At 73.6% G+C, this 24,812-nt stretch carries 31 protein-coding genes and 1 pseudogene; 20 read left to right on the top strand and 12 right to left on the bottom strand.

The genetic code is table 11. The features are described from left to right. Positions 1-19 precede the first annotated feature (19 nt). The 4 genes from MICAU_RS13765 (at position 20) to MICAU_RS13750 (ending at position 4,009) form a co-directional block, all read left to right on the top strand. Complete coding sequence (locus MICAU_RS13765) at positions 20-730, top strand: polyamine aminopropyltransferase (RefSeq protein ID WP_013285925.1); 711 nt, start codon at positions 20-22, stop codon at positions 728-730. A 72-nt stretch (positions 731-802) separates the two neighbouring features. Further along, entirely contained in the window at positions 803-982 is a 180-nt protein-coding gene (locus tag MICAU_RS13760; RefSeq protein WP_013285924.1) for a hypothetical protein, read from the top strand. Positions 983-1,082: 100 nt separating this feature from the next. Further along, positions 1,083-2,762, top strand: coding sequence for a long-chain-fatty-acid--CoA ligase (locus MICAU_RS13755; RefSeq protein WP_013285923.1), 1,680 nt, complete (start codon positions 1,083-1,085; stop codon positions 2,760-2,762). Positions 2,763-2,917: 155 nt separating this feature from the next. After that, a complete protein-coding gene (locus MICAU_RS13750) occupies positions 2,918-4,009 on the top strand; it encodes a winged helix DNA-binding domain-containing protein (RefSeq protein ID WP_013285922.1) in 1,092 nt (363 codons plus the stop codon). 4 nt (positions 4,010-4,013) lie between these two features. On the opposite strand, the gene MICAU_RS13745 is transcribed toward MICAU_RS13750, so the two are convergent. Then, positions 4,014-4,778: a class I SAM-dependent methyltransferase gene (locus tag MICAU_RS13745; RefSeq protein ID WP_013285921.1), complete on the bottom strand. Its 765-nt coding sequence runs from the start codon at positions 4,776-4,778 to the stop codon at positions 4,014-4,016. 37 nt (positions 4,779-4,815) lie between these two features. Between MICAU_RS13745 and MICAU_RS13740 the strand changes: the two genes are divergently transcribed. From MICAU_RS13740 to MICAU_RS13730, 3 genes are read left to right on the top strand one after another with little or no spacing between them, the layout of a single operon-like run. Then, the gene (locus tag MICAU_RS13740) at positions 4,816-5,370 is read left to right on the top strand and encodes a P-loop nucleotide/nucleoside kinase family protein (RefSeq protein ID WP_013285920.1); all 555 of its coding nucleotides are present in this window, start codon (positions 4,816-4,818) and stop codon (positions 5,368-5,370) included. After that, on the top strand, positions 5,367-6,137 hold the full coding sequence (locus MICAU_RS13735; protein WP_013285919.1) for a maleylpyruvate isomerase N-terminal domain-containing protein: 771 nt from the start codon (positions 5,367-5,369) through the stop codon (positions 6,135-6,137). The genes MICAU_RS13740 and MICAU_RS13735 overlap by 4 nt, the downstream gene beginning before the upstream one ends. A 32-nt stretch (positions 6,138-6,169) precedes the next feature. Beyond that, a complete protein-coding gene (locus tag MICAU_RS13730) occupies positions 6,170-6,937 on the top strand; it encodes a class I SAM-dependent methyltransferase (protein ID WP_013285918.1) in 768 nt (255 codons plus the stop codon). Here the strand turns inward: MICAU_RS13730 and MICAU_RS13725 are convergent, their stop codons facing one another. Continuing rightward, positions 6,938-7,864, bottom strand: a complete 927-nt coding sequence (locus MICAU_RS13725) for a LysR family transcriptional regulator (protein ID WP_174361709.1) — start codon at positions 7,862-7,864, stop codon at positions 6,938-6,940. A 112-nt stretch (positions 7,865-7,976) separates the two neighbouring features. Between MICAU_RS13725 and MICAU_RS13720 the strand changes: the two genes are divergently transcribed. Continuing rightward, positions 7,977-9,215 carry an MFS transporter gene (locus MICAU_RS13720; RefSeq protein ID WP_013285916.1) on the top strand — a complete coding sequence of 413 codons (1,239 nt, stop codon included), beginning with the start codon at positions 7,977-7,979 and terminating at the stop codon, positions 9,213-9,215. 17 nt (positions 9,216-9,232) lie between these two features. Here MICAU_RS13720 and MICAU_RS13715 read toward each other — a convergent pair whose 3' ends face one another. Beyond that, positions 9,233-9,877: an alpha/beta fold hydrolase gene (locus MICAU_RS13715; RefSeq protein WP_013285915.1), complete on the bottom strand. Its 645-nt coding sequence runs from the start codon at positions 9,875-9,877 to the stop codon at positions 9,233-9,235. 234 nt (positions 9,878-10,111) lie between these two features. Next, a complete protein-coding gene (locus tag MICAU_RS13710) occupies positions 10,112-10,693 on the bottom strand; it encodes a carboxymuconolactone decarboxylase family protein (RefSeq protein WP_236619308.1) in 582 nt (193 codons plus the stop codon). 62 nt (positions 10,694-10,755) lie between these two features. Between MICAU_RS13710 and MICAU_RS13705 the strand changes: the two genes are divergently transcribed. The 3 genes from MICAU_RS13705 (at position 10,756) to MICAU_RS13695 (ending at position 12,620) form a co-directional block, all read left to right on the top strand. Beyond that, complete coding sequence (locus MICAU_RS13705; protein ID WP_013285913.1) at positions 10,756-11,412, top strand: HAD family hydrolase; 657 nt, start codon at positions 10,756-10,758, stop codon at positions 11,410-11,412. 162 nt (positions 11,413-11,574) lie between these two features. Beyond that, on the top strand, positions 11,575-11,985 hold the full coding sequence (locus MICAU_RS13700) for a hypothetical protein (RefSeq protein ID WP_013285912.1): 411 nt from the start codon (positions 11,575-11,577) through the stop codon (positions 11,983-11,985). Between the two features lie 29 nt (positions 11,986-12,014). After that, positions 12,015-12,620 (top strand): YdeI/OmpD-associated family protein, encoded by a 606-nt coding sequence (locus MICAU_RS13695; protein WP_013285911.1) that lies wholly within the window; start codon positions 12,015-12,017, stop codon positions 12,618-12,620. 24 nt (positions 12,621-12,644) lie between these two features. Here the strand turns inward: MICAU_RS13695 and MICAU_RS13690 are convergent, their stop codons facing one another. Beyond that, entirely contained in the window at positions 12,645-13,520 is an 876-nt protein-coding gene (locus MICAU_RS13690; RefSeq protein WP_013285910.1) for an alpha/beta fold hydrolase, read from the bottom strand. A gap of 306 nt (positions 13,521-13,826) precedes the next feature. Between MICAU_RS13690 and MICAU_RS13685 the strand changes: the two genes are divergently transcribed. The 5 genes from MICAU_RS13685 to MICAU_RS13665 all read left to right on the top strand — a co-directional run bounded on the left by MICAU_RS13685 (position 13,827) and on the right by MICAU_RS13665 (position 17,456). After that, a complete protein-coding gene (locus MICAU_RS13685; RefSeq protein WP_030269041.1) occupies positions 13,827-14,603 on the top strand; it encodes a hypothetical protein in 777 nt (258 codons plus the stop codon). A 53-nt stretch (positions 14,604-14,656) separates the two neighbouring features. Continuing rightward, the gene (locus tag MICAU_RS13680; protein WP_013285908.1) at positions 14,657-15,400 is read left to right on the top strand and encodes an SAM-dependent methyltransferase; all 744 of its coding nucleotides are present in this window, start codon (positions 14,657-14,659) and stop codon (positions 15,398-15,400) included. Positions 15,401-15,495: 95 nt separating this feature from the next. Further along, positions 15,496-15,993: a YcxB family protein gene (locus MICAU_RS13675; RefSeq protein WP_030269040.1), complete on the top strand. Its 498-nt coding sequence runs from the start codon at positions 15,496-15,498 to the stop codon at positions 15,991-15,993. 41 nt (positions 15,994-16,034) lie between these two features. Next, entirely contained in the window at positions 16,035-16,355 is a 321-nt protein-coding gene (locus tag MICAU_RS13670) for a PadR family transcriptional regulator (protein WP_013285906.1), read from the top strand. A 33-nt stretch (positions 16,356-16,388) separates the two neighbouring features. Beyond that, entirely contained in the window at positions 16,389-17,456 is a 1,068-nt protein-coding gene (locus MICAU_RS13665; RefSeq protein ID WP_013285905.1) for a hypothetical protein, read from the top strand. Between the two features lie 12 nt (positions 17,457-17,468). Here the strand turns inward: MICAU_RS13665 and MICAU_RS13660 are convergent, their stop codons facing one another. Beyond that, positions 17,469-18,860: an alpha/beta hydrolase gene (locus tag MICAU_RS13660; RefSeq protein ID WP_425311449.1), complete on the bottom strand. Its 1,392-nt coding sequence runs from the start codon at positions 18,858-18,860 to the stop codon at positions 17,469-17,471. Between the two features lie 214 nt (positions 18,861-19,074). Between MICAU_RS13660 and MICAU_RS13655 the strand changes: the two genes are divergently transcribed. Together MICAU_RS13655 and MICAU_RS13650 are read left to right on the top strand one after the other, a co-directional pair. Further along, entirely contained in the window at positions 19,075-19,269 is a 195-nt protein-coding gene (locus MICAU_RS13655; protein WP_013285903.1) for a helix-hairpin-helix domain-containing protein, read from the top strand. A gap of 26 nt (positions 19,270-19,295) precedes the next feature. Further along, a complete protein-coding gene (locus MICAU_RS13650; RefSeq protein WP_013285902.1) occupies positions 19,296-19,685 on the top strand; it encodes a VOC family protein in 390 nt (129 codons plus the stop codon). Positions 19,686-19,775: 90 nt separating this feature from the next. On the opposite strand, the gene MICAU_RS13645 is transcribed toward MICAU_RS13650, so the two are convergent. The 4 genes from MICAU_RS13645 to MICAU_RS13625 form a co-directional block, all read right to left on the bottom strand. Next, positions 19,776-20,183 carry a VOC family protein gene (locus MICAU_RS13645; protein ID WP_013285901.1) on the bottom strand — a complete coding sequence of 136 codons (408 nt, stop codon included), beginning with the start codon at positions 20,181-20,183 and terminating at the stop codon, positions 19,776-19,778. Positions 20,184-20,192: 9 nt separating this feature from the next. After that, positions 20,193-20,939 (bottom strand): dienelactone hydrolase family protein, encoded by a 747-nt coding sequence (locus tag MICAU_RS13640; RefSeq protein WP_013285900.1) that lies wholly within the window; start codon positions 20,937-20,939, stop codon positions 20,193-20,195. Between the two features lie 351 nt (positions 20,940-21,290). After that, positions 21,291-21,659: a YciI family protein gene (locus MICAU_RS13635; protein ID WP_013285899.1), complete on the bottom strand. Its 369-nt coding sequence runs from the start codon at positions 21,657-21,659 to the stop codon at positions 21,291-21,293. Between the two features lie 270 nt (positions 21,660-21,929). After that, positions 21,930-22,787 (bottom strand): PhzF family phenazine biosynthesis protein, encoded by an 858-nt coding sequence (locus MICAU_RS13625; protein ID WP_013285897.1) that lies wholly within the window; start codon positions 22,785-22,787, stop codon positions 21,930-21,932. 100 nt (positions 22,788-22,887) lie between these two features. On the opposite strand from MICAU_RS13625, the gene MICAU_RS13620 reads away from it, so the two are divergent. Both MICAU_RS13620 and MICAU_RS33450 read left to right on the top strand, forming a co-directional pair. Next, positions 22,888-23,355, top strand: a complete 468-nt coding sequence (locus tag MICAU_RS13620; RefSeq protein WP_013285896.1) for an SAM-dependent methyltransferase — start codon at positions 22,888-22,890, stop codon at positions 23,353-23,355. 6 nt (positions 23,356-23,361) lie between these two features. Continuing rightward, positions 23,362-23,442 (top strand): annotated as a pseudogene (locus tag MICAU_RS33450) (mycothiol transferase); the annotation flags it as partial. Between the two features lie 9 nt (positions 23,443-23,451). On the opposite strand, the gene MICAU_RS13615 reads toward MICAU_RS33450, so the two are convergent. Together MICAU_RS13615 and MICAU_RS13610 are read right to left on the bottom strand one after the other, a co-directional pair. Next, positions 23,452-23,829, bottom strand: coding sequence for an MmcQ/YjbR family DNA-binding protein (locus MICAU_RS13615; RefSeq protein ID WP_030269034.1), 378 nt, complete (start codon positions 23,827-23,829; stop codon positions 23,452-23,454). Positions 23,830-23,939: 110 nt separating this feature from the next. After that, positions 23,940-24,683, bottom strand: coding sequence for an SDR family NAD(P)-dependent oxidoreductase (locus MICAU_RS13610; RefSeq protein WP_013285894.1), 744 nt, complete (start codon positions 24,681-24,683; stop codon positions 23,940-23,942). Between the last annotated feature and the right edge of the window lie 129 nt (positions 24,684-24,812).

Genomic DNA, 24,812 nt, shown 5'->3' with positions numbered 1-24,812 from the left:
TCGGCGGAGAGGACACCGGGTGGGCGCGCGTTTCGAGGAACTGGCCTGGCGGGAGACGCCGATCGGCGAGATCAGCCTGCGGCGGCGCCGTGACCCGGCACTGGACTCCGACGTGTACGAGGTGAAGCTCGACGACGAGTACCTCATGTCCAGCGCCTTCCCGGTCGCGGAGATCGAACTGGCCCGGCTCGGGTTGGCTCCGCTGACCGGTGACGCGCTGGACGTGGTGGTCGGCGGGCTCGGGCTCGGCTACACAGCGCGTACCGCGCTGGAGGATCCCCGGGTGCGCTCGCTGCTGGTGGTGGAGGCGATCGAGGACGTGATCGACTGGCACCGGCGGGATCTGCTGCCGTTCGCCGCCGGGCTGGCCACCGACCCGCGTACCCGGTTCGTCCGGGCGGACTTCTTCGCCGCGGTCGCCGGCGACGGTTTCGACAGCGACGAGCCCGGGCGCCGCTTCCACGCGGTCCTGCTGGACGTGGACCACTCCCCCCGCCAGGTGCTGCACCCCAGCCACGCCGCGTTCTACACGGTCGACGGGCTGCGGCGGCTGGCCGCGCTGCTGCATCCGGAGGGCGTCTTCGCGCTGTGGTCGAACGACCCGCCGGATCCGGCGTTCCAGCGCACGCTGACCGAGGTGTTCCCGACCTCGGTGGCGCACGTCGTCCGGTTCCCGAACCCGTTGCAGGGCCGGGAGGCGGCGAACACCGTGTACGTGGCCCGGCACTGATCCACCCGGCGGCGCATGGCCGCACGAGCAGCGGGAAAGCGCACGGCCCACCGTACGACGGGAGGCTGGGACATGCGCGCGTTGCTCTGGGTGGTCGGCGTGGTCGCCGGTGTGCTCATCCTGCTCGGGCTGCTGCTGGAGGCGGTCCGCTGGCTCGTCATCATCGGCGTGATCGCGCTCGCCGCGGTCATCATCTTCGGGATCGTGAAGGGCCGGCAGGTGGTGCACCAGCATTCGACCCGCCGACGCTGACCTGCGGAGAGTGTGACCGACCCGGCAACCTACGTAAGCGTAGGTTACCGGGCGGTTAAGTTAGGCTGGGGCGTCATCCGCGCGACGAGGAGTAACGGCGATGGACGCGACCGCCCAGCGACCCTGGACCCGTAGCTACGCACCCGGGGTGCCGGCTGACATCGCCGAGCCGGACGGCTCGCTCGTCGACCTGCTCACCGAGGCGGCCGGACGGTTCGGCCCCCGGGTCGCGCTCGACTTCTACGGCGCCACCACCACGTTCACCGAGCTGGCCGACCAGGTCGCCCGCGCCGCCGAGGCGCTGCGCCGGCTCGGCGTCGGCCCGGGCGACCGGGTGGCCCTGGTGCTACCGAACTGCCCCCAGCACGTGGTCGCGTTCTACGCCGTGCTGCGCCTCGGCGCGGTGGTCGTCGAGCACAACCCGCTCTACACCGCCGACGAGCTGGACCGGCAGCTCACCGACCACGGCGCAGGCGTCGCGATCGTGTGGGACAAGGTCGCGCCGCTGGTGGCGGGACGCGGCGCCGTGCGTACCGTGGTGTCGGTCGACCTGACCGCGGCGCTGCCGCGGCTCAAGCGGTGGGCGCTGCGGGTGCCGCTGCCGAAGGTCCGCGCCGCCCGGGCCGCGATGACCGCCCCCGCGCCCGGCGCGCTGCCCTGGTCGGAGCTGGTCGCCGCCGCCGGGCCGCTGCCCGCCGGGCATCCCGCGCCGGAGGCCGGGGACGTGGCGCTGCTCCAGTACACCGGCGGCACCACCGGCGAGCCCAAGGGCGCGGTGCTGACCCACCGCAACCTGCGCGCCAACGCCGCGCAGGGCCGGGCCTGGGTGCCGGGCCTGCGCGACGGCGCGGAGACGGTGTACGCGGTGCTGCCGCTGTTCCACGCCTACGGGCTGACGCTCTGCCTCACCTTCGCCGTCAGCATCGGGGCGACGCTGGTGCTGTTCCCCCGCTTCGACGCCGACCAGGTGCTCGACGCGGTCCGCCGCCGCCCGCCGACGTTCCTGCCCGCGGTGCCGCCGGTCTACGCGAAGCTGGCCAGCGTCGCCCGCGAGCGCGGCGTCGACCTCACCTCCATCCGGTACGCGCTGTCCGGCGCGATGTCGCTGCCACCGGCCACCGTGGAGCTGTGGGAGCAGGTGACCGGCGGCCTGCTGGTCGAGGGGTACGGGATGACCGAGACGTCCCCGATCACAGTGGGCAACCCGGTCGCGCCGACCCGAAGGCCCGGCACCGTGGGCGTGCCGTTCCCCTCCACCGACGTGCGCATCGTCGACCCGGAGGACCCGAGCCGCGACCGTGCGCCGGGCGAGGCCGGCGAGCTGCTGGTCCGCGGCCCGCAGGTGTTCACCGGCTATTGGCACCGGCCCGAGGAGACCGCCAAGGTGCTGCTGCCTGGTGGCTGGATGCGTACCGGCGACATCGTCACCATGGACGCCGACGGCTTCGTGACGGTGGTGGACCGGATCAAGGAGCTGATCATCACGGGCGGCTTCAACGTCTACCCGTCCGAGGTGGAGGAGGCGCTGCGCCGCGTCCCCGGCGTACGGGAGGCCGCCGCCGTGGGAATGCCCACCGACGACGGCGAGGAGGTCGTCGCCGCGGTGGTGGTCGACCCGGCGGTGGCCGGCAGCCCGGAGGCGATCCGGACCTCGTGCCGCACCCACCTGGCCGGGTACAAGGTGCCGCGCCGGGTCGTGATCGTCGACGAGCTGCCCTACTCCCAGATCGGCAAGATCCTGCGTCGCGAGGTCCGCGAACGTCTGCTCGCCGGCCGCTGACCCGCAGGCCCCCTCGCCGGCCGGCGACGAGTGGAACGCCATGGGTGTCATACGCGGCCCCAGACACCCACAGCGTTCCACCGGCGGGTGGTCTCACCGCGGTTGACGCGCCGCTCTGCGCCGGCTGTGTCGGTACCGCCGCCTACGCTGTGTCGATGGTCGACAGGCGTCAGGTGCTGAACTTCCGCGTCCGGGCTCAACAACTCGACCGAGTGCAGGGCTCGCTCGCCGACACCGCCGCGCTCGACATCGGCGTGCAGGACACCGGTCCCGACGGCGGCCGGTGGGCGCTCGCCGCGCGCGGCGTCGACGTGGCCCTGCTGACCGGCGACGACCTGGTCCTGCTCTGGACCGTACGCGGCGCCCCGCACCTCTACCGCCGCGCCGACGTGGGCGCGGTGGCCGCCGCGGTCGAGCCGTTCTCCGACGCCGACGCGGGCAAGCGCATCTACGACGCGGCGAAGCCGTTGAGGGCGGCCGGCGTCGGCATCGTCGCCGCGCTCGACGAGGTGGCCGCGCGGATGCGGAAGATCGTCCGTGAGCCGACGGTCAAGGGCGAGGTCTCCGGGCGGCTCGCCGACGTGATGCCCGAGCCCTACCTGCGGTTCTGCCGGCCGTGCAACGCGACCCACCTCTACGAGATGCCGTTCCGGCTGGCCGCCGTGCGGGCCGGGTTGGAGCTGCGGCTCGACACGTCACCGCCGATCCTGGAACGCATCCCCGGGTTCCGTCCGGCCGCCGCGCCCGGCGACCGGTTCGAGCTCATCCGCGCCTACCTGCGGCTGCTCGGCCCGGCAACCCCGAAGCACGTGGCCGATTACCTCGACGCTCCGGTCAAGGAGGTCAAGGCCCGCTGGCCGCACGACGCGGTCGAGGTGAGCGTCGACGGCGAGACGCGCTGGCTGCTCGCGGCCGACGAGGCGGCGCTGGCGTCGGCGGACGCCACGACGACCCGCCTGCTCGGCCCGTTCGACCTGTTCCTCCAGGCGAAGGACCGGGCGACGCTGGTGCCGGACGCGGCCCGCGCGAAGGAGCTGTGGCCGGTGCTGGGCCGCCCCGGCGCCGTGCTGGCCGACGGGGAGCTGGCCGGCACCTGGCGGCCTCGCAAGTCCGGCCGCTCCTTCACGGTCGCGGTTCAGCCGTGGCGCAAGCTCCCGGGCAGCGCACGCGACGCGGTCGTCGTGGAGGCCGAGCGGCTCGCCGCGTACCGGGGTGTGCCGCTGGCCGGCGTCGACTTCGCCGGCTGACCGCCTAGCGCGTCCGGCCGATCGCCGTCCAGGCCGAGGCCGGGACCTCCACCGGCCACCGGTCGCCGAGCAGTGACGCGCACCTGTCGCGCAACGCCGCGCGGCCCGCCGCGTCGAGCCGCTGGACGTGGTCCCCGGCCGGGCCCACCCCGAGCGTGTACGGCTCCCACCACTGGTCGAAGCTCGCGTAACTCGTCCGGACGGTGAGCATGGACGACCGCACGTCATGCAGGCCGGCGGCGGCGAACAGGTCGGCGAGGTCGCCCTCCCGCGCCCCGGCGAGCCCCGACTCGTCGTAGGCGTCCGGGTCGAGCGACCGGACCGCCTGCCAGAACACGGTCAGCGGCCCACGCCCACCGGCGTGGTCCCACACGCAGGCCGCCACCACACCCCCGGGACGGGTCACACGGGCCATCTCCCGCAGGCCGGCAACCGGGTCCGTCATGAAGTGCACGACGAGCTGAGCGAGGGTGACGTCGAAGCCGCCGTCGGGGAACGGCAGCAGCTCGGCCGCCGCCCGCCGGATCTCGACCCCCGGCAAGCGCGCCCGGGCCGCCTCCACGAACGGAGCCGACGGGTCGACAGCCGACACCGCCTCGGGCCCCAGCCGTACGACCAGCTCCGCGGTCAGTGCTCCGGTGCCGCAGCCGACATCAAGCGCCCGCTGCCCTCGCGTGACACCCGCGGCGCCGGCGAAGCGCACTGCCAGCGGCTCGGCGAATCGGCCCATGAAACGGCCGTACGCGTCCGCGCCGACGTCGAATCCCACCGCGCCAGGCTAGCCGCCAACTGACACGATCACCGTCATGATTGTCTGGCTCAACGGCGCGTTCGGTGTCGGCAAGACGACCACGGCGCGGCTGCTCACGAGCGCGCTGCCGGACGCGCGGCTGTTCGACCCGGAGTTCCTCGGCTCGATGCTCACCGCGTTCGTCACCCCGCCGACCGGCGACTTCCAGGACCTGCCCCTGTGGCGTCACCTCGTCGTACAGACGGTCACCGGGCTGGACCGGCACCACGCGGGCGTCTGGATCGTGCCGATGAGCCTGCTCGACCCGGCGTACCGCGCGGAGATCCTCGGCGGCATCCGCGCCGCAGGCGTCGACGTCCGCGAGGTGGTGCTCACGCTCCCCGAGGACCGGCTGCGGGCTCGGATCGACGCCGACCAGGTCGAGTCCGGCGCGCGCGGCTGGCGGCACGACCACGTCGACCGGGCGCTCGTCACGTTCGCGTCGGTGACCGACGCCCGCCTGATCGACGCCTCCGCCCCGCCCGCGCAGGTGGCCGACGTCGTCGCCGCGCATGTGCTCGCCGAAACTCGCTGTCGGGCCGCCGCGCACACTGGTAGACAGCCTGAGTGATCGAACCCCTGACGTTTACCGATCGGCTGCGGCTGATCGACGACCGGTCGGCCGCGTTCCGGGATGCGGTCGCCGCCGCGCCGGACCTCGACGCGCCGGTGCCCACCTGTCCCGAGTGGACGCTGTTCGACCTCGCCCGGCACATCGGCGAGGGACGCCGCTCGTGGGCGGCCACCGTCGCCGCCGGTCCCGGGGCGTCCGGGCGGGCTGCGCCCGGCGGTCCGGGCGCACCCCGGGAGCGTACGGCGCTGCGGGACTGGCTGGCCGAGTCGACCGAGCAGTTGCTGGTCGCGCTGCGCGACGCCGGACCCGATCGTGGCTGCTGGACGTGGTGGGACACGTCGCAGTCGCCGCAGACCTGCGGCGCCGTCGCCCGGCACCAGCTCCAGGAGATCGCTGTGCACACCTACGACGCCCAGCTCACGGTGGGCGCGCCGCAGCCGTTGCCGGTCGAGGTGGCCCTCGACGGCGTGGAGGACTTCCTGTTCACCTGCTGCGCGACCACTGTGCCGTGGCCGTACGAGCCAGCCGTCCTCGACTACCACGTCACCGAGGGCGGATCGTGGCGCACGCGGCTCTCTCCCGAGGGCGCACGGGTGACCCGCCTGCCCGCCGGAGCCGGGGCGGAGCCGGCCGACACCACCGCCCGTTCCACCGCCGGTGACCTGGTCCTGGCCTTCTACGGCCGGATACCGCTGGACGCGCTCGCCGTCGAGGGCGACCGGCGCGTGCTCGACCGGATCGCGGCGTGGGATCCGGACGCGTAGGACGGCGGCCTGATCGTGGGAGGATGCCCGGTATGCCGGATCGTGCGTTGAGCTTCGGAGCGGCAGCGCAGGCGTACGAGCGGTTCCGGCCCGGCTATCCGGAGGAACTGGCCGACCTGGTGCTGGCGTACGCGGGCCGGCCCGTCCGGACCGCTCTGGAGATCGGCGCCGGGACCGGCAAGGCGACCCGGCTGTTCGCCCGGCGCGGCGTCGCGGTCACCGCCACCGACCCGGACGCCGCGATGCTCGCCGAACTGCGCCGGCACGTCCCGGACGAGGTACGGGTCCGGCAGGCCGCGTTCGAGCAGTTGCGCGCCGGCGAGCGCCACGACCTGGTGTACGCGGCGGCGGCGCTGCACTGGACCGACCCGGACCGGCGGTGGGAGCGGATCGCCGGGCTGCTCGCGTCCGGTGGGGTGTTCGCGTCGTTCGGCGGGCCGATGCGGCTGGCCGACCCGGCGCTGCGCGACGCGGTGGCCGCGGCCCGGTCCGAGTTCCTCGCCGACGACGAGATCCCGTCGCCGGACGGGACGCCACCGGAGGCCGGCATGCGGTGGCCCGGCACCGAGCTGCGCGCGTCCGAGTGGTTCACCGACGTGCGCCAGTCGGAGATCGCGCGGCGGATCACGATGAGCGCCGACGACTACGTCGGTCTCCTGTCGACCGTCTCGGCCTATCTCGAACTGCCGCCGCCGGTACGTGATCAGGTGTTCCGCCGCGTCCGGGATGTGCTGCCCGGCACGGTCGAGGTCACCTCGGATGTCACGGTCCACCTGGCGCGGCGGACGTCGCAGCCCTGATCACCCGGGCCAGGCGGGCCGCCAGACCGGTCCGGGTAGCGGCGGCAGGCCCGCGAAGTGACGGATCACCGGCCGCAGCCCCGGATGCGGGCCGGTCCGGGGCAGCATGAGGTTGATCGGGTACGCGAGCACCGGACCCGTGATCGGGATGCGGCGCAGGTCGTGGCCGGCGGGCCAGAGGTAGCGGTCCCGGGCGCCGACGAGCGTCGCCACGTCCGCGGATTCCGCGAGCTCGTCGAGGAGCACCTCGGTGCCGAAGTTCGGCCCGGTCGCGTCCACCCACAGGTCGAAGGCGTCGGCGAGCTGTTCGTAGAACTCGCCCCACTCGCTGCCGGGCACGATGCCCGGCACCCGCAGCCGGTGTCCGCGCAGCTCGGACGGTGTGAGCGTGGGCGCGGACGCGAGCGGGTGCCGGGGTCCGGCGAGCAGTTGCAGCGGCGAGTCGAAGGCGCGGACCATCCGTACCTCGGGCGGCAGCGCGGCCGGGTCGGTGACGGTGCGGAACGCGGCGTCGATCTCGCCGGCCCGGACCGCGGCGGCGACCTGCCGGGGGTCGTCGACCCGCAGCGTCACCACGTCGAGGTCGACGCCCGGGTGGGCGCGCCAGTAGTCGTGCAGCAGGACGGCTTGCGCGCTGCGCAGGCCGAGCACGTCGATGCGCGGCGCCCGCGCGCCGGGCCGGACCGCGGCGACCGCGCGGTCCGCGCCCGCGACGACGCCCCGGGCGTGCGGGAGGAACGCCCGGCCGTCGTGTGTCAGCTCGACCCCCCGGGGTGTACGGGTGAACAGGCGCACCCCCAGCTCCCGCTCCAGCGCGGCGATCCGCTTCGACACGGCCTGCTGGGTGACGCCCAGCTCGTCGGCGGCGTGCCGGAACTGGCCGAGTTCGGCCGCCCGCACGAACGACCGCACCGCCTCGCTGTCCACCGGCCCACAGTAGGCGGGCCCAGCCGATGGTTGTGGCGCGCCGGGCGGCGGTTGTTTGCTCCGGCGTCCGCGCGGCCGGTCTGATGCGCGGGGCATCGGTGACGGGGGCGGCGTGCGGAAGCTGGGTTCGGATTTCGGGTGGCTGTGGTCGGCGTACGCGGTGAGCACGTACGGCACATGGCTGGCGTTCGGCGCGTTCCCGCTGATCGCGGTGCGGGTGCTGGACTCGTCGGCGTTCGCGGTGTCGCTCCTGGAGGCGGCCGGGCTGGCAGTGGCGGCGGTGCTGGCGGTCCCGCTCGGGCCGTGGGTGGCCTACCGGCGGAAGCTGCCGGTGATGATCGCGACGGATCTGGTCCGGTTCGCGGCGCTGGCGAGCGTGCCGGCCGCGTACGCGCTCGGGGTGCTGTCGTACGGCCAGTTGCTCGTCGTCGCGGTGGTCTGCGGGACGGCCGCGATCACGTTCACCGCCGCGTCCGGGGCGTACCTGAAGAGTCTGGTCCGGGGTGATCGGCTCCTGGCGGCGAACGGACGGTTCGAGGCGGCGAGCTGGGCCGCGACGGCGGCCGGGCCGCCGCTCGGGGGCGCGCTCGTCGGGCTGCTCGGCCCGGTCGTCACCATCACCGCCGACGCCGTGAGCCACCTGCTGTCGGCGCTGGCGGTACGGCGGATCCGCAGCGGCGACACGGTGGCGCCCCGTGACCCGGCGGGCGCCTCCCGCGTCGCCGACCTGGGCGCAGGCTGGCGGTTCGTGCGCCGCGACCCGGTGCTGTGGCGGTTGTTCCTGAACTCGGTGCTGGTCGGCGGCCTGATCATGGCGACCGCGCCGCTGCTCGCCGTGCTCCTGCTGGGTGGGTACCGGGTGGCGGCGTGGCAGTACGGGCTGGTCTTCGGCGTGTCCGCGCTCGGCGGCGTGCTCGGCGCGCGGCTGAGCCCGCGCCTGGTGCGGCGGTACGGACGGCACCGGGCGATGACGGTGTCCGGCTGGCTGCGGTCGACCGTCCCGCTCGGTCTCGCGTTCACCCATCCGGGGATCAGCGGACTGCTGACGGTGATCGCCGTCGAGTGGGTGCTCATCACGTGCATGGGCGTGTTCAACCCGATCTACGCGACCGAGCGCCTGCGCCGGACCCCGCAGGCGCACACCGCGCAGGTTCTGACCGCGTGGAGCGTCACCGGCCGGCTCACCCAGGCCGCGCTGATGACCGTGTGGGGCGTCCTCGCCACGGTCGTCGGCCCGCTCGCCGCGATCACCGTGTCCGGGGTGCTGCTGCTCGGCACGCCGCTGCTGCTGCCGACGCGCCGGCACACGCGCGACCCGGAGCCCGCACGCCCGGCCGTTGCGGTCTCGTAGGACCGGCGGCCGGACGGTCAGGACGCCAGGTAGGCGGTCAGCCGGTCGGCGAGCAGACCCGGGTGACTGAGCGCCACCGCATGGCCGCCGTCGATCTCGTCCGGAACCACGCCGAGCCGGTCGGCGGCCACCCGGCGTTGAAAGTCGGCGGGGAAGAACTGGTCGTCGCGGCCGATGAGCACCGCCGTCGGCACGGCCGGCCAGGTGGCCAGCGGCCACGGCTCGTCCCACTCCGCGCTGACCTGCTCCCGGCCGTGCGCCGGCGCCCGGGCGACGATCTCGGCCGGCACGCCGTTGTAGAACTGCTGCTCCTCGCTGAGCCCTTCCGGCTCGCGGTAGCCGGTGTTGCCCCACCACTCCCCCGGCCTCTCACCGGGCCGCGGGATCATCGGGGTGAGCAGGACCAGCAGCCGCACCGGCAACCGGTCGGCGACAAGCGGTGCGGTGAACGCGCCGTACGAGTGCCCGACCACCACGAGGTCGTCGCGGCCGCCGACGGCGTCGACCACCGTCCGGCGGAAGTCGGCGAACCGCGCCGACCGGTCACCGATGGGCAGCTCCGGCACCACCGCATCGTGGCCCCGGGCGGCCAGCTCGGGAACCACCAGATGCCAGTCCCACGCGCTGCCCCCGCCGCCGTGTATGAGTACGAACGTCGTCATGCCCGGACCCTCCCACACCGGTACGACATGCAGTGGCCGTCGGTGCGGACACGCCCGGGGCACCCGGGCGGCGGGCAGCTCGTCGCGGAACGCCTCGATGCGGGTGACGACCTGACGCCGCCCGATCGTGTTCTCGATCCGGTCGAGGTAGAGGCAGCGGGCGGCGAGCCGGGGCGGGCCGGTGCCCCGAGACCGCCCCGGTCGAGGCGCGGCCCGGGGCCGAGGGCCGCTCGCTCAGACCGGGCGGCCGAACGTGACCGCCTCCCGGACGAGCCGTGGCGCCTTCTCCGCCAGTTGCGCGTCCGGCCGCGCGCCGAGCGCGTCGTTCACTGTGGAGAAGGCCAGCCGGAACGCGATCAGCGTGGTCGCCTCGAAGATCTCCCGGTCGCTCAGGCCGGCCTCGCGCAGGCGTCGCGTGTCGGCCTCGGTGGTGGCGTTCGGGTCCGTCACGACCCGGCGGGACCAGTCCGCGAGCGCCGTCTCCCGCTCCGACAGGTCCGCCTCGTCGCCGCGCAGCACCGCGGCGGCTGTCTCCTCGTCGCTCATCCCGGCCAGCCGCGCGCCCCAGGCCAGCGAGCAGTACGAGTCGCCCCGCGCGGCGGCCGTGGCGGCGACCAGCACCGCCACCTCACGCGAGGACAGCGTGGACTCGGACAGCAGCTCGGTGCGGGTGTTCTGGAACGACATCAGCACGTCAGGTCGCCAGCACCAGACGCGGGTGAGGTTGTTGACGTAGCCGTCGGAGGCGAGGTCGTCCTCGTAGGCGGCTTTCGCCGCCGGGCTCTGCGGCGGTTCGGGGAGGAAGGCGGCATTCATGCGGGCAGTCTGCGCCACCCGGGCGCCCCCCACAGGCTGATCAACGACAGTACGATCCGCGAATGATCCGGGCGGTCTTCTTCGACGTGGGCGGGACGATCCTCGACGAGACGCGCGAGTTCGCGACCTGGGCGGACTGGCTCGGCGTGCCCCGGCACACGTTCTCCGCGGTCTTCGGCGCGGTGATCGCCCGCGGGCTGGACTACCAGGAGGTGTTCCGGGCGTTCCGGCCGGACTTCGACCTCACCGCCGAACTCGCGCGCCGGGTCGCGGCCGGCGACCCGGAGTCGTTCGGCGCCGACGACCTCTACCCGGACGCGCGGGCGTGCCTGGCCGCCCTGCGGGAGCAGGGATTGCGCGTCGGCCTGGCCGGCAACCAGCCGGAGCACGCCGAGGCGACGCTGCGGGCGCTCGACCTGGCGGTGGACGTGATCGGCACGTCGGCGGCCTGGGGCGTGGCGAAACCGGCGCCGGAGTTCTTCGACCGGGTCGTCCGCGAGGGCGGCGGCGACGCATCGGCGATCCTGTACGTCGGCGACCGGCCGGACAACGACGCCGCACCGGCGATGGCCGCCGGCATGACCGCGTGCCTGATCCGGCGCGGACCGTGGGGCCACATCCTCGACATGCCGGACGTCGCCGAACGGTGCCTGTTCCGCATCGACTCGCTGGACGAGCTGCCGGATCTGGTCGCGCGGCACAACGCGGCGGGCGGCTAGGCCGGTCGCGAACGTCGTGACCGCACCGGCCGGCGCCGGGCGTTGTGCCGGGCCGCCCGGTCGCCCTAGCCTCGTCGTCGAAGGCATCGACGGCGATCGGGGGACGCCATCAGCGACGACGACACCGGGCGCGGCGGCCTGCGCAGGTTCGCCGCGAACGTGATGACGAACGTCCTCGCGAACCTCATCGCGGCGGCGATCGTCTACGTGCTCGCCGCGGCCGCCGGGCTGCTCCCCCGCGACCCGGCGCTGATCCTCGCGGCGCTGCTCCTCGTCAGCGTCGCCGCTGCCATGGTTCTGCTCGTCCTCGTCACCACGAACGCCTTCGCCGACAAGGCGGACATCCTCGGCGGGTGGATGGCGATCGCCCTCGGTGCGCCGATCCTGACCTCGGCCGTGACGTACGCGTTCCGTGAGCGCGATCCGGCGGCGGGGATCGTGGGCGGGCTGATCGGCGCGGGGCTCGCCGGCGCAGGCGTGGCGATGCTGGTGGCCGGACGGCGGATTCGGCGGGCGGCCCACCCGTCGCCCGACGGCGGCCGGCGGGCGGCTGAGCCGCGCGCCCGGCCTTAGCGTCGTACCCCTGGCATAGCCTTCCGGCCATGGCGAGCGACGAGCTGGACGAGCTGATCGTGCCCGACGCGGACGCGCTGCGCGCGTGGCTGTCCGCCAACCACGACACGTCGCCCGGTGTCTGGCTCGCGCTGGGCCGTAAGGGCGGCACGATCACCACGCTGACCTGGCAGCAGGCGGTCGACGAGGCGCTGTGCTTCGGCTGGATCGACGGGCAGGGCCGCAAGCGCGACCACGAGAGCTCCTGGATCCGGTACACCCCGCGCCGGGCGCGCAGCTCCTGGTCGCAACGCAACGTCGCGCACGTGGCCCGGCTGGAGTCGGAGGGTCGGATGACGCCGGCGGGCCGGGCCGCGGTGGAGGCCGCGAAGGCGGACGGCCGGTGGGCGGCGGCCTACGCACCGCCGTCGGAGGCCGAGGTGCCCGCCGACCTGCTCGCCGCCATCGCGGCCGAGCCCGCTGCCCAGGCCATGTTCGACGTTCTCACCAGTGCCAACAGGTTCACGCTCATCCACCGGCTCAACGCGGTCAAGCGCGCGGAGACCCGGGAGCGGAAGATCCGCGAGTTCGTCGCCATGCTGGCCCGCCACGAGACGATCCACCCGCAGAAGGCGAAGCCCTCGACCACGCCGTGACGTCGCGGGCGCCCCCGCCACGTCTCACGAGTTGTCGAGGACGAACGCGCGCATGAGCGCGGCGCACTCAGCCGCGTGCGTCTCCAGCAGCAGGTGGCCGCCGTCGTAGATGTGCGCGTCCATCCGGTCGAGCGCGCGGTGGTACGCGAGCACCTCGTCCACGTCGAAGTACGCGTCGTGCCGGCCCCACAGCACGAGCGCCGGCGGCTGGTGGGCGCTGTGGTACCCGGCGATCTCGCCGAACCGGGCGACGTGGGCGGCGTAGTCGGTGAACAGCGCGAACTGCGCCTCGACGTTGCCGGGCCGGGTCATCCGTTCCCAGTCCAGGTGCCACGCCTCGGGCGCCTGCAACGGGCGTACGTGCTCGGGCAGCCCGGCGAGGTACTGGTCCCGGGTGCCGTCGAAGGTCAGCCAGTCCGGCAGCGCGGCGCGCGTGGCCTCGCCCGGGTCGGCCCAGTACGCCCGCGCGGTGTCCCACTGCGCGCCGAGCCCGTCGGCGTGCGTGTTGCCGCTCTGCACGATCAGGCCACGGATCCGTCCCGGGGCGCGGGTGGCCAGGTGGTATCCGACCGGCGCGCCGAAGTCGTGCAGGTAGACGAAGAAGCGGTCCACGTCGAGCCGTCCGAGGAGGCGCTCGACCGTCCACGACAGGTTCTCGAACGTGTAGTCGTACTCGGCGACTGTGGGCGACGACGACATGCCGAAGCCGGGCAGGTCGGGGGCGAGCACGTACGCGACCTCGGCGAGTGTGGGCATGACCTCGCGGAACGTGTGCGACGAGCTGGGAAAACCGTGCAGCAGCAGCACCGCCGGGTCGCCGGGGCGGCCGGCCTCGCGGAGGAACACCTCCAGACCGTCGACGTCGGCGTGCCGGTGGCGGATCTTCTGACTGGCGTGCATCACCTCATCCTGGCCGCCCGGCCGCGCCCGCACTGCCGAATCGCGGCGGCCCAGGACCATGACCGGCGGCTGCACAGGGGGTGAGCCGGGCGTACGCTCGAACGAGCCGACGGTGGGAGGTCGCCCGCGACGCCCGTCCAGTAGGAGGCCGGCTGGCCCGCGAGTTCGGCGTCGGACAGGTTCGGCGTCGTCATGGTGGTCTGCCTCCGGCAGTGGTCGGGTGCCCACGACGCCAGGACCTCAACCAGACTGCAGATCAAGGCGCGAGGGGCATCGCGTTCCGGCAGGTCCCGGCATGATGAGCCGATGCGGGTAGCGATGGCGACCGACGCGGGGCATCCGGGCCGCGCCAATGAGGACTTCGCCGGCGCCGTACCGTGCGGCATGGTCCTGGTCGACGGCGCGGGCGGCATCGCCGGCGCGGACGAGGTCTGCCACCACGGCATCGCCTGGTACGCGACCCGGCTCGGCGGCGCGCTGCTCGGTGCGCTGTCCCAGGATCGGAGCCTGCGCGACGTGCTGGCCGAGGGCATCGAGCACGTCACCGACGCGCACCGCGGCACGTGCGACGTCGCCCATCCGATCAGCCCGTTCGCGGCGGTGGCGATGCTCCGATTCTCCGGTGGGACCGTCGAGCACCTGGTCCTCGGCGACGCGGTCGCGCTGATCGGCCGGGCCTCTGGTGAGCCCGTCGCCGCCCATGATCCGCGTGAGGTGGTGATCGCGCGGTCCTTCGAGGAGCGGCTGAAGGACGTGCCCGAGGGCGGCGACGAGTACCGGCGGCTGCTGATGGATCTGCGGGCCCGGCGGAACAGTCCGGGCGGGTTCTGGGTCGCCAAGGACGACCCGCGGGTGGCCGGCGAGGCCGTCACCGGCGAGTGCCCGGCCGACGACGTCCGCGCGACGGCTCTGCTCAGCAACGGCGCGAGCCGCCTCGTGGACACCTTCGGCCTGACCGGCTGGCCGGGGCTGCTGCGCCTGCTGGAGACCGACGGCCCCGCCGAGGTCGTCCGCCGGGTGCGCGAAGCCGAGGCGCGCGAGGGCGTCGCCACCGACGACGCCACGATCGTCTGCCGGTACTGACCGGCGCGGCAACCCGCGTGCGCGGGTCCGCAGTCCTCGTGTTGACTGCGGCGATGGACCGTCAACGCCTGAGCAGCATCGCGCACTCGCACCACCCGATCGCGGCCCCGATCTCCGGTCTCAACCTCAACCGGCTGCTGCGCCGGGCGGGCCGGCGGCCGGCGGCCCGGATCCTCGATCTCGGCTGCGGCGAGGGCGCCTGGGCGTTGCAGGCCCTCGCGCACTACCCGGACGGGCACGCCGACGGCGTGGACCTCAGCCCGTACGCGCTCGAACGCGCCGCCGAGGCCGCCGCCGAGCGCGGCCTCGCCGACCGGCTCACGCTGCACGAGCGCGACGCCCGGTCGTACGTGCCGGACGGCGACTACGACCTGGTGCTCTGCGTCGGGTCGACGCACGCGTTCGGCGGCTTCGGTGGAGCGCTGGAGCTGGCCGGCCGGCACGTGAACCCCGACGGCATCCTGATGGTGGGTGAGGGATTCTGGCAGGTGCCGCCGACGCCGGACGCGCTGGCGGCGCTGGGCGCGAAACCGGACGACCACGCCGACCTCGCCGGTCTGGTCGACGCCGCCGGGCAGGCGGGCTGGGCCCCGGTGTACGCGCACGTCAGCGACACCGCCGAGTGGGACGACTACGAGTGGTCGTGGACCGGTTCGCTCACCGAGTGGGCGCTGGACAACCCCGGTCACCCGGACGCAGCCGGGGCGCTGACGGCCGCCCGCGAGCACCGTGACCAGTGGCTGCGCGGGTACCGGAACATGCTGGGCTTCGTGACGTTCGTGCTGCGGCGGATCTGAGAGCCGGAAGCCCCGGTACCGTGGACCCGCACGTCTTCGCGGGGCAGCGCTCCCGCCGTCCAGAACACGAGTCCGGTGGGTGGTCCTCGGTGCCGATGCAGATCCGTTTCGCCGTACCGGCCGATCCCGCCTATCCGGCCCGCGTGGCCGCCGCGCTGGCCGCCGCCCGGCTGCGCCGGTTCGGCTACATCGGCGCGGCCCTGGCCGCGATCGGGGTGATCGGGTGGGTCGCCTCGCAGGCGTCGGAGCGGGGTGGCCGCTTCGCGTCGCTGTGGACCGCGTTGATCGTGGCCGGCGTGCTGTCGATGCTGTACGCGCCGTGGGTGCGGTGGCGGGCCCGGCGCCGCTCCGGCGGCTACGCGGTCGAGGGCGGCTACGACATCGACGACCGCAACATCATGATGCGCAGCGGTTCGGAGTCCGGCGGCATCGCCTGGGACGGCGTCACGCGCGTCACCGAGACCCCTGACTTCTGGATCGTGTACGTCGGGCGGATGCCGGCCACGGTGATCCCCCGCTGGCTGATGTCCGCCGAGGACGCCGGGACGTTGCGCGCCTTCATGGCCGAGCGGCAACTACTCGGCGACCGTTGACTATGTATTGATCGGCTGTATATGTTGCCTCGGTGAGTGAGATGCGCGAGGCGACCTTCCTGATCCTGACCGCGCTGGCCGACGAGCCGCGCCACGGCTACGGGATCATCCAGGAGGTCGCCGGCCTGTCCGGCGGTCGCGTCAACCTGCTGCCGGGCACGCTCTACGCCGCCCTGGACCGGCTGGTGGCGCAGGGCCTCGTCGAACTCAGCCACGAAGAGGTGGTCGACGGCCGGCTGCGCCGCTACTACCGGCTGCGCGCCGACGGCCGGGCCGAACTGGCACGCCAGACCGAGCGGCTGCGGCAGCTCGCGTCCGCCGCCGAGACCCGGCTGCGCGCTCTGCGCCCTCGCCCCGCCTGACCCCCGCCGTCGCGGCACCGTAGGGAGAAACCCATGCACCGCTGGCTGCTGCTGGCCTACCCCCGTGACTATCGCCGCGCGCGCGGGGCCGAGATCCTGGAGACGGTACGGGACGTCGGTTCGGCCCACCGGCGTGGCCGGGTCGCGGCGAATCTCGTACGTCATGGTCTGCGTGCCCGGCTGGGACGGCCGGCGAGCCGTTCCGTGGTGGCCTGGGCGGCGGTCTTCGCGGTGGTCTGCGGTTTGTTCGCCGCGTCGTTCGGCACCTGGCTCGCGTGGCTCGGCTCCCGCCCGCTCGACCACCGGGACCTGGCCGCCGTGGTCGGGCAGCTCTACCCGGACCGGCAGGTCAGCCACCTCGACCAGGACGACCCTCCCGCCGTGTTCCTCATCTACGGCCACCCGCTCGGCGAGGATCTCCTGTCCGAGCTGCTGCTCGGCGACGGCGGCGAGTACGCGCTGGCCGAGCTGACCGCGTCGTTCGACCAGGCACCGGCCGGCGGCCTCACCGACCTGCGGCAACGCCTGGACGCCGCCGGGTGGGAGCGGAGCGCGCCCGTCCACACCGACGCGTACGGCTGCGTCCCCGGCAGTCCGCAGTGCGACCCGGCGTCCATCCCCTCCGACATCACCGTGTACGCCGATCGCGGCGACCACATCCTCGCCGTGCAGATCAACGCCGAGGGCTCGATGAGCCTCGCCCTCAGCCGCGCCACCCCCGCCGCCGCCTACCCCGCCGGTCTGCTCGCCTTCGCGCTGGGCACGCTGGGCGGCTGGGTGCTGTTCGGCTGGGCCAGCCGCCGCACCGAGGGACGGCACCCGCTGGTGCAGGGCCCGGCGAAGGTCCTGTACGGCGTCGCGATGGTGTTCTGGGCCGCACCGATCCTGCTGAGCGCGCCGCTGATGCTCACGCACCACCTGAGCGAGCCGCATCCCCGCTGGCACGTGCCGTGGGAGTGGCTCGGCCAGCCCACCCTGTCGCTGCCGTTCCTGCTCGGTGCGGTCCTGCTGTTCCTCGCGCTGGGCCTGGCGGCGCTGCCGCACCGGCGCCCGGCGGGCCGTACGCTCGCCGGGGCACCGGACCCGGGGCCGGCGGTCTAGCGGCGTGCCGGATCAGCTCGCCGGGCATCGCGTGCCGGGGGCGGGCACCGTCAGGTCGACGAGGTACCGGTCCACCACGGCGGTCGTGCAGTCGTTGCGCTGGTAGGTGCCGTGGCCCCAGCCCTCGTAGGTGACCAGGCGTCCGTGCCGGCCGAGTTGCCGGGCGACGTTCACCGCCCAGGCGTAGCCGGTACGGGGATCGTGCCGGGCGTTGAGCAGCAACAGCGGCGTGCGGGTGTGCACGTTCAGCTCGTGCGGCGGATTACGGACCGGGGACGGCCGGCCCAGGCAGGTCTGCACGGCCAGCAGACCAGCGCCGTACCGGACGTCCGGGGCGGCGGCCCTGGCTTCCCGGACCAGGCCGGCGTACTCGGCGTAGTCGCGTACCTCGGCGGGCCAGTCCGCGCAGAACGCCGCGACCGAGATCGAGAGATTCACCTCCGGTGGCGGCGTACCGGCGTCCATGTCCCGCACGATCGCGGCGAGTTGCGGCCAGCGCGGGCCGGCGAGCATACCGAGCGCCACGGCGGTGACGTCGAAGGCGGTACGGGGGGCATATTCCCCACGGTCCGCGCGGGCCAGCACCCGCGCCCACACCGATCGCACGTCCCGTTCGTGGAGCACACAGTCCGCCGACCTGTCGCACCAGGACACGAACTCGTCGAACGCGTCCTGCAACGCGGCGGCCTGCGTCCGCACGAAGGACCGCACGTCGAGGCTGTGGTCGAACACGCCCTCCAGCACGACGGCCCGCACGTGGCCGGGGTACCGCTCGGCGTACTGCTGGCCCAGCAGGGTGCCGTACGAGCTGCCGTGGAAGGACAGCCGCCGCTCCCCCAGCGCACGCCGCAACGCGTCGAGGTCACGGACGGTGCTGAGCGTGTCGGCGTGGTCGAACACCGGGCTGGTCGGGCGGCACCGGCTCCACAGCGCCCGGTTGTAGGCCACGGCGGCGTCGAAGTTGGCCTGGCCGGCCAGCGGGACGGGCGGCCTGCGCAACGCCGGATCCGGCGTGCAGACGGGCGCGGCGGTGCGGGCCACGGTGCGCGGGTCGAAGCTGACCAGGTCGAACCGGTCCAGCAACTCGCCGCTGAACCGGTCGCCCCTGCGGATGCGTTCCACCCCCGAGTCGCCGGGACCGCCCGGCCCGAACACCAGCGTGCCCACCCGCTGCTCCGGCAGGCGCGCGGACCGGCGTGCCACGGCGAGGTCGAACGCCGGGCCGTTCGGCCGGGCCCAGTCCACCGGCAGCCGGAGCCGGGCGCACCGCACGCGCGGATCCGGCGGGACGTCCGGCAGGTCGTCGGCGCACTCGGTCCAGACGAGCCGCTGCGACGGAAGACCGGCGCGCGCCGCGCCGGGCAGTCCCGCCAGGACGGTGAGCGCGGCCAGAGCGACGGCCATGGTACGTCGGAACACGGCACCTCCCGGTGTCTGGATGCTCATCGATTCTTCAGCGGCACTCCACCCGAGTCCCATACGGAAACGCCCCGATATACCCGTCGGGCCTTTCCCCGAGGCCGCCCCGAGTGCCGCATCGACGGAGGCGAGTCCGCATCTGCCGGCCGGGCGCTCGCGGGGGGCATCGGGCCGGGTGCCAGCGGTCTAGCATCGGGCGATGACCTCGTCCTTGGACCGCCTGCCGAAGATCAGCGCACCGGCCACGCGGGCGCTGACCGCCGCCGGCTACACCACGTTGCGCCAGCTCGCCGGAGTGCCGCGCGCGGAGCTGGCTCGCTTGCACGGCATGGGACCGAAGGCGCTGGGCGTCATCGAGGCCGCCCTCGACGAGCACGACCTGCGGCTGAGCTGACGCCCGGCAGCACGGCCAGGAACGGGGTGATCCCTGTGCCGCTCGGGCGGCTCCACCATCTGATCGTCGACTGCCCGGATCCGATGGCCGAGGCGCGGTTCTGGAGCGCGGTCCTCGGCGACCCGATCACGTACGCGGACGACGACTTCACCGTGGTGTCGGCGAGTACGGCGGCGTCCGGGCTGGCGTTCCAGCGCGCCCCCGGGCTGACGCCGTCGACGTGGCCGGATCCGGCCGTGCCGCAGCAGATGCACCTCGACGTGATGGTCGACGACCAGGACGCGGCGGGCGAGGCGGTGCTCGCCCTGGGCGCGCGGCGGTTGCCGGGCGACCACGTGTACGCCGACCCGGCGGGCCACCCGTTCTGCCTGATCCGGCGCCCCACCTGGGCGTCGCCGGTGGGCGGGTCCGCGTGACGCACCGAGATCGGGCGTCGAGGCTCCGCGCGCTTCAGGCACCCCGGCGGCCCCTGGCACAGCTGGACCGCGAGCTGGCAGGGCAAGGACCTACGGCTGCTGCGAGGAATCCTGGTAGGAGATGAACTCCAGCAGGCTTCCGTCCGGGTCGCGGAAGTAGACGCTGGTCCCGGCGCCACCGGCGCCGACCCGCCGGACCGGTCCCGTCTCCACCTCGACGTCGTGCCGCCGCAGGTGCGCCACCGCCTCCTCGATCGGCCCGGCCCAGACGAAGCAGATGTCGCTGTTGCCCGGGCGGACCGGGACTCGGGCGACGTTGCCGCCGAGGTCGAGACCCGGCCCGTGCACGCTCAACTGGTGGGGGCCGATCCGGAAGGCGACGCGGTCGCCGCCGACGCCGATCACCTCGGCGCCGACGACGTCGCGATAGAAGTCGGTGGCGGCCCGCCAGTCGGACACGGCGATGACGACGTGGTCCAGTCCGGTCACGGGCGTCATGCGTCCACCCTATGAGCTCGGCGGCGTCCGCAGGTGCCGGCCGAAGAACCGGTTCGCGGACTCCCCCTCGAACCGCGGTACGCCCGTGTGGCCGCCCATGTTGGCGTGCAGCGTCTTCTCCGCCGAGCCGAAGGCGTCGAACAGGTCCAGCGCCATCTGCCGGTCGTTGCCCTCGTCGTCCCACTGCAACAGGACGTGCAGCGGGATGGTGACCCGCCGCGCCTCGGCGAACATCGCTCGCGGCACGAAGCTCCCGGCGAACAGGACCGCGGCCACGATGCGCGGTTCGACCACCGCCAGCCGTACGCCGATCGAGATCACCCCGCCGGAGTAGCCGACCGGACCGCCGATCTCCGGCAGTGCGAGGAGGGCGTCCAGCACGGCCCGCCACTCCGGGACCGCCTTCTCCACCAGCGGCAGGACGAGCCGGTCGACGATGTCGTCGGTGACCGGCTCGCCTGCCGCCAGTGCCCGCCGCAGGTCGGCGCGGGCCTGCTCGGCGGCGGCGGACGCGGGCCGGTCCCCGCCGCCGGGCAGTTCGAGGGTGGCCGCCGCGAAACCCTGCGCCGTGCAGTCGCGGGCCCGGGCCACCAGCCGGGGGTACATCCGGCGCAGTCCGCCCGGGTGGCCGAGCAGGATCAGCGGGGCCGACGTGGGCGCGGATGCGGGCGTCCACAGGATGCCCGGGATCTCGCCGAGGGTGAACTCACGTTCGCGGACGCCGTCGGCGAGGCGCTGGTCGGAGACGAATCGCATGGTCGTGCCTTTCGGGAGTGCGACGGCGCTCCCGGACGACCTGTCGCCCGGCCGTGACCCCCGAGGGGAGCACCCATGTCGATACTGCGGTCACGGGTACCACCTCCCTCGTTCTCCGGCACGGCCATCGGCAAGTTAACAGCGCTCGCCGGGACCGCCAACCGGTTTTCGCCGCACCCGGCCATCCGACGCGCACCGAGGGGAAGCGACTCGCTCCCGAGTTCACGCAAGCGGGCCGGGCGTCTTTCCCGGTGCGGTTCGACGACTGCCGCGACCTGGCTAACGATCACGGAGGGCATGGCTGCCGTCCGGTGCCACGCCCACCCCGTCATCGCGTCGACTTCGGACCTGTCACCGGCCCGCCGTGCGGAGCATCGCCTCCGTCTCGGGGTCGGGCATGATCTCCCGGACCTCCTGGGCGCAGCGGCACGAGACGGCGATCTTGGCAGCCCACTTCAGCGCCTCGTCGCGTGAGGCCACGTCGAGGACCACGAAACCGCCGATGACCTCCTTGGTCTCCGGGAACGGCCCGTCGGTGACCGCCCCGTCCGTACCGACGATGCTCGCCTGCTGGCGTTCGAGCCCGGTGCCGTACACGAACACGCCCGCGTTCACGGCCTCCTGGATGACCGCGTGCGCGTCCTTGCCCACCTCGGGGATCTCCTCGACGGGGATGTGGTCCATCGCGCCGTCGTTGAACGAGATCAGGTACCGCGGCATGCCATGACTCCCTTGTCCGGGCGGCCCGGTCAGGCCGCCTCTCACCCGTACTACGAACGAGCCGCCCGGTATCCGACGTCATGGACCCAGTGGGTCCAGTCGCTCTGCGACCGGCGCGGGGTGTCGGGTGAGGAGGGCGGTTCGCTGATCACCGAGAGGCGGAAACCCGCGCCGGTGAACGCCTTCGTCATCGCGTGCAACGGCCGGTGCCAGTAGGTGAGCGTGGCCCGCTGCCCGTCGAAGTGACGAAACCGCCGTAGTGGTCCGGCCTCATCGCACGTCCTCCTCAGGGATGGGCACGGCGGTGCCGGTCACCGCGATCCCGGCACCTTGTCCGGCGGGGATGCCGACGGTGAGCAGGCTCGGACGCCCCATGTCCTCGCCCTGCCGCACGGTCACGGTCGCGGGCGGCTGCACCAGGCCAAGCTCGCGCAGGTAGCCGCCGAACGCGGCGGCCGCCGCCCCGGTCGCGGCGTCCTCGACCACACCGCCGGGCGGGAACGGGTTGCGCGCGTGGAACACCAGCGGGGACTCCCGGTGCACCAGGTCGATCGTCGTCCAGTCACGGTCGGCGATCAGCGCGCTCAACGCCGCCATGTCGTAGTCCAGGTCCGCCAGGCGTTGCCGTGTCGCGGCGGCCACGATCGGATGCCAGGCCCCGGCGTACGCGACACGCGGCGGCAGCGTCGCGTCGAGATCGTCCGGCGACCAGCGCAGTGCGGCGAGCAGCACCGCGAGGTCCTCAGCGCTCATGGGCTCGGTGCGCGGCGCGACGCTGGTCAGCGTGGCGGTGGTGGTGCCGTCGGCCTGCACGCTCGTGGCGACCTCGACCAGTCCGGCGCGGGTGTCCAGGTGCAGCACGCCGGGGCCGTGCCGCTCGGCGTACGCGACCGCCGACGCGATCGTCGCGTGGCCGCAGAACGGCACCTCCGCCTTCGGGCTGAAGTAGCGCACAGTGAACCGGCCGTCCCCGCCCGCGGGCACGAGGAACGCCGTCTCGGAATAGCCGACCTGCGCCGCGACCTGCTGCATCTCGGCGTCGCCCGCACCGGTGGCGTCCAGGACGACACCGGCCGGATTGCCACCGGCGGGGTCGGCGGTGAACGCCGCGTATCGGAGAACGTCCATGATCATGAGCCTAGCGCCGGCCGTCCGGCTCGTGTGCCCCGTGACCGGCTCACGGCGACACGGGGCCCCGGAGCGATCGATGCGGAACTAGTCTCCGGTCATGAGCGGCTTCGAGATCACTGCGATCGGCACGGTCCGCAACGACCGGACGGACATCCAGCACAGCGACAACTGGGGTGCCGTCCGCAGCACGATCGTCGTCGACGAGCGCTTCGGCGAGGCATGTCTCCAGGGCCTGGAGGAGTTCTCCCACGTGGAGGTCCTGTTCGTCTTCGACCGGTTCCCGGACGACGGCGACCACCGCGAGCCCCGCCCCTACCGGGGCCGGGCCGACCTGCCGCCGATGGGCGTGTTCGCCGGCCGTGGCCCCCGCCGGCCGAACCGGATCGGCGTGACGTGCTGCCGGATCGAGTCCGTCGACGGCCGCGAACTGACGGTGGTGGGCCTCGACGCCGTGTCAGGCACGCCCGTCATCGACCTGAAGCCGGTGCTCGAGGAGTTCGTCCCCGCGAACGTCCGGCAGCCGGAATGGGTCAGCAGCATGATGTCCGAGTACTTCCGGCCGTAGTGGCCTTTGCCTGCCTCCCGGACCACGCTGCCGGGTCTGGTGAAGCACGCGACCCTCGTCGAGAGGGTCTGGTTCGACGAAGCCCGATCGCCGGCGTCACCCGCCGGCGGCCTCGTCGGGGTCACCGGCGAACGAGTCGGGGGCACGCATCCGCCACGCGTCGGTGACCAGCTCCGTCAGACGCTCGACGCCGACGTGCGCCAGCCGCAGCATGACCAGCGGTGACCCGTCGTACGCAGGCGTGGTGAAGAAGAGGTCGGGCTCGCCGAGGAGCAACGCCTGCTTCTCCGCCTCGTCGCCCACGTACAGCACGGCGATGTCGGTGCGAATGCGCCGCGGTCTGCCGGGCGTCCGCTCGGGATAGGACCAGACGAACCCCTTGCCCGCGACCCGGAAGTCGAAGCCGTCACTGTCGATCTCGACCACGTGGGGCAACGACAACGCCACCCGGCGGACGTCGTCCGCGTCAACCATGACGGTCACCAGGGGACACCGCCTTCCACACCGGCACAGCCTAGCCGCCGCTCCGCCCCGCGGTGGGCAGGCCACCGACGCCCGGTCACGACCCCGGCCGTTCCCGAAGGTCAGATGGTGAATCCGCCGTCGACGTTCACAGTCGCCCCCGTGACGTAGCGCCCGTCCGGGCCGGCGAGGAACGCCACCGCGGCGGCCACGTCGGCCGGCTGCGCGTAGTGGCCGAGCGCGGTGAACCCGTTGATCGTGTCGGCGTTCGGACCGTCGGCCGGATTCAGCTCCGTGTCCGTGGCACCGGGGTTCACCAGGTTCACGGTGATCGCCCTGCCGCCGAGTTCGCGCCCGAGCGCCTTGGTCAGGCCGATCAGGGCGGTCTTGCTCATCGCGTACAGCGAGAAGCCCGGGAAGACCGTCCGCTCGGCCGTGTTGCTGCCGATGTTGACGATCCGTCCACCGGCCGACATGTGGCGCACCGCGGCCTGCGTCGCGACGAACGGCGCCCGGACGTTGACCGCGACGGTCTGTTCGAACTCGTCGAGACTCAACTGCTCCAGCGGCCCGAGCAGGAACGCGCCCGCGTTGTTGACCAGGATGTCCAGCCTGCCCAGCTCACCGACCGCCCGGTCCACCGCCGCGATCACCGCCGCCGGGTCGGCGCTGTCGGCCCGCACGGCGATCGCCCGCCGACCCGCGGCCCTGATCCGGTCCACCACGTCGTCGGCGCGTCGCTGATTCTGCTGGAACGTCAGCGCCACGTCGGCGCCGTCCTCGGCCAGGCGCAGGGCCACCGCCGCGCCGATGCCACGGCCACCGCCGGTGACGAGAGCTACCTTGCCGTCGAGTGCGTTGTTCATGCGGGAAAGCCTGGTCGACGACGGGCCGGCTGTCCGGCGGGGATCGGACGCCGCGTTCGCGACCCCTCACGGACGTCACGAGCGGCCTGGCTGAAATCCACCTTCTCTTCCCGAACCTCTGTCTCCCGC

It is taken from the genome of Micromonospora aurantiaca ATCC 27029 (assembly GCF_000145235.1).
Classification (GTDB): Bacteria; Actinomycetota; Actinomycetes; order Mycobacteriales; family Micromonosporaceae; genus Micromonospora; species Micromonospora aurantiaca.
Note: the sequence above shows the minus strand (reverse complement) of the source record. Positions and strands in the feature narration are given on the sequence as shown.

Coding starts and splice junctions, on each gene's coding strand:
- MICAU_RS13760 (WP_013285924.1), top strand. CDS start 803: ATGCGCGCGTTGCTCTGGGTGGTCGGCGTGGTCGCCGGTGTGCTCATC.
- MICAU_RS13755 (WP_013285923.1), top strand. CDS start 1,083: ATGGACGCGACCGCCCAGCGACCCTGGACCCGTAGCTACGCACCCGGG.
- MICAU_RS13750 (WP_013285922.1), top strand. CDS start 2,918: ATGGTCGACAGGCGTCAGGTGCTGAACTTCCGCGTCCGGGCTCAACAA.
- MICAU_RS13740 (WP_013285920.1), top strand. CDS start 4,816: ATGATTGTCTGGCTCAACGGCGCGTTCGGTGTCGGCAAGACGACCACG.
- MICAU_RS13730 (WP_013285918.1), top strand. CDS start 6,170: ATGCCGGATCGTGCGTTGAGCTTCGGAGCGGCAGCGCAGGCGTACGAG.
- MICAU_RS13715 (WP_013285915.1), bottom strand. CDS start 9,877: ATGACGACGTTCGTACTCATACACGGCGGCGGGGGCAGCGCGTGGGAC.
- MICAU_RS13710 (WP_236619308.1), bottom strand. CDS start 10,693: ATGAATGCCGCCTTCCTCCCCGAACCGCCGCAGAGCCCGGCGGCGAAA.
- MICAU_RS13705 (WP_013285913.1), top strand. CDS start 10,756: ATGATCCGGGCGGTCTTCTTCGACGTGGGCGGGACGATCCTCGACGAG.
- MICAU_RS13700 (WP_013285912.1), top strand. CDS start 11,575: ATGACGAACGTCCTCGCGAACCTCATCGCGGCGGCGATCGTCTACGTG.
- MICAU_RS13695 (WP_013285911.1), top strand. CDS start 12,015: ATGGCGAGCGACGAGCTGGACGAGCTGATCGTGCCCGACGCGGACGCG.
- MICAU_RS13690 (WP_013285910.1), bottom strand. CDS start 13,520: ATGCACGCCAGTCAGAAGATCCGCCACCGGCACGCCGACGTCGACGGT.
- MICAU_RS13685 (WP_030269041.1), top strand. CDS start 13,827: ATGCGGGTAGCGATGGCGACCGACGCGGGGCATCCGGGCCGCGCCAAT.
- MICAU_RS13680 (WP_013285908.1), top strand. CDS start 14,657: ATGGACCGTCAACGCCTGAGCAGCATCGCGCACTCGCACCACCCGATC.
- MICAU_RS13675 (WP_030269040.1), top strand. CDS start 15,496: ATGCAGATCCGTTTCGCCGTACCGGCCGATCCCGCCTATCCGGCCCGC.
- MICAU_RS13670 (WP_013285906.1), top strand. CDS start 16,035: ATGCGCGAGGCGACCTTCCTGATCCTGACCGCGCTGGCCGACGAGCCG.
- MICAU_RS13665 (WP_013285905.1), top strand. CDS start 16,389: ATGCACCGCTGGCTGCTGCTGGCCTACCCCCGTGACTATCGCCGCGCG.
- MICAU_RS13660 (WP_425311449.1), bottom strand. CDS start 18,860: ATGGCCGTCGCTCTGGCCGCGCTCACCGTCCTGGCGGGACTGCCCGGC.
- MICAU_RS13655 (WP_013285903.1), top strand. CDS start 19,075: ATGACCTCGTCCTTGGACCGCCTGCCGAAGATCAGCGCACCGGCCACG.
- MICAU_RS13645 (WP_013285901.1), bottom strand. CDS start 20,183: ATGACGCCCGTGACCGGACTGGACCACGTCGTCATCGCCGTGTCCGAC.
- MICAU_RS13640 (WP_013285900.1), bottom strand. CDS start 20,939: ATGCGATTCGTCTCCGACCAGCGCCTCGCCGACGGCGTCCGCGAACGT.
- MICAU_RS13635 (WP_013285899.1), bottom strand. CDS start 21,659: ATGCCGCGGTACCTGATCTCGTTCAACGACGGCGCGATGGACCACATC.
- MICAU_RS13625 (WP_013285897.1), bottom strand. CDS start 22,787: ATGGACGTTCTCCGATACGCGGCGTTCACCGCCGACCCCGCCGGTGGC.
- MICAU_RS13620 (WP_013285896.1), top strand. CDS start 22,888: ATGAGCGGCTTCGAGATCACTGCGATCGGCACGGTCCGCAACGACCGG.
- MICAU_RS13615 (WP_030269034.1), bottom strand. CDS start 23,829: ATGGTTGACGCGGACGACGTCCGCCGGGTGGCGTTGTCGTTGCCCCAC.
- MICAU_RS13610 (WP_013285894.1), bottom strand. CDS start 24,683: ATGAACAACGCACTCGACGGCAAGGTAGCTCTCGTCACCGGCGGTGGC.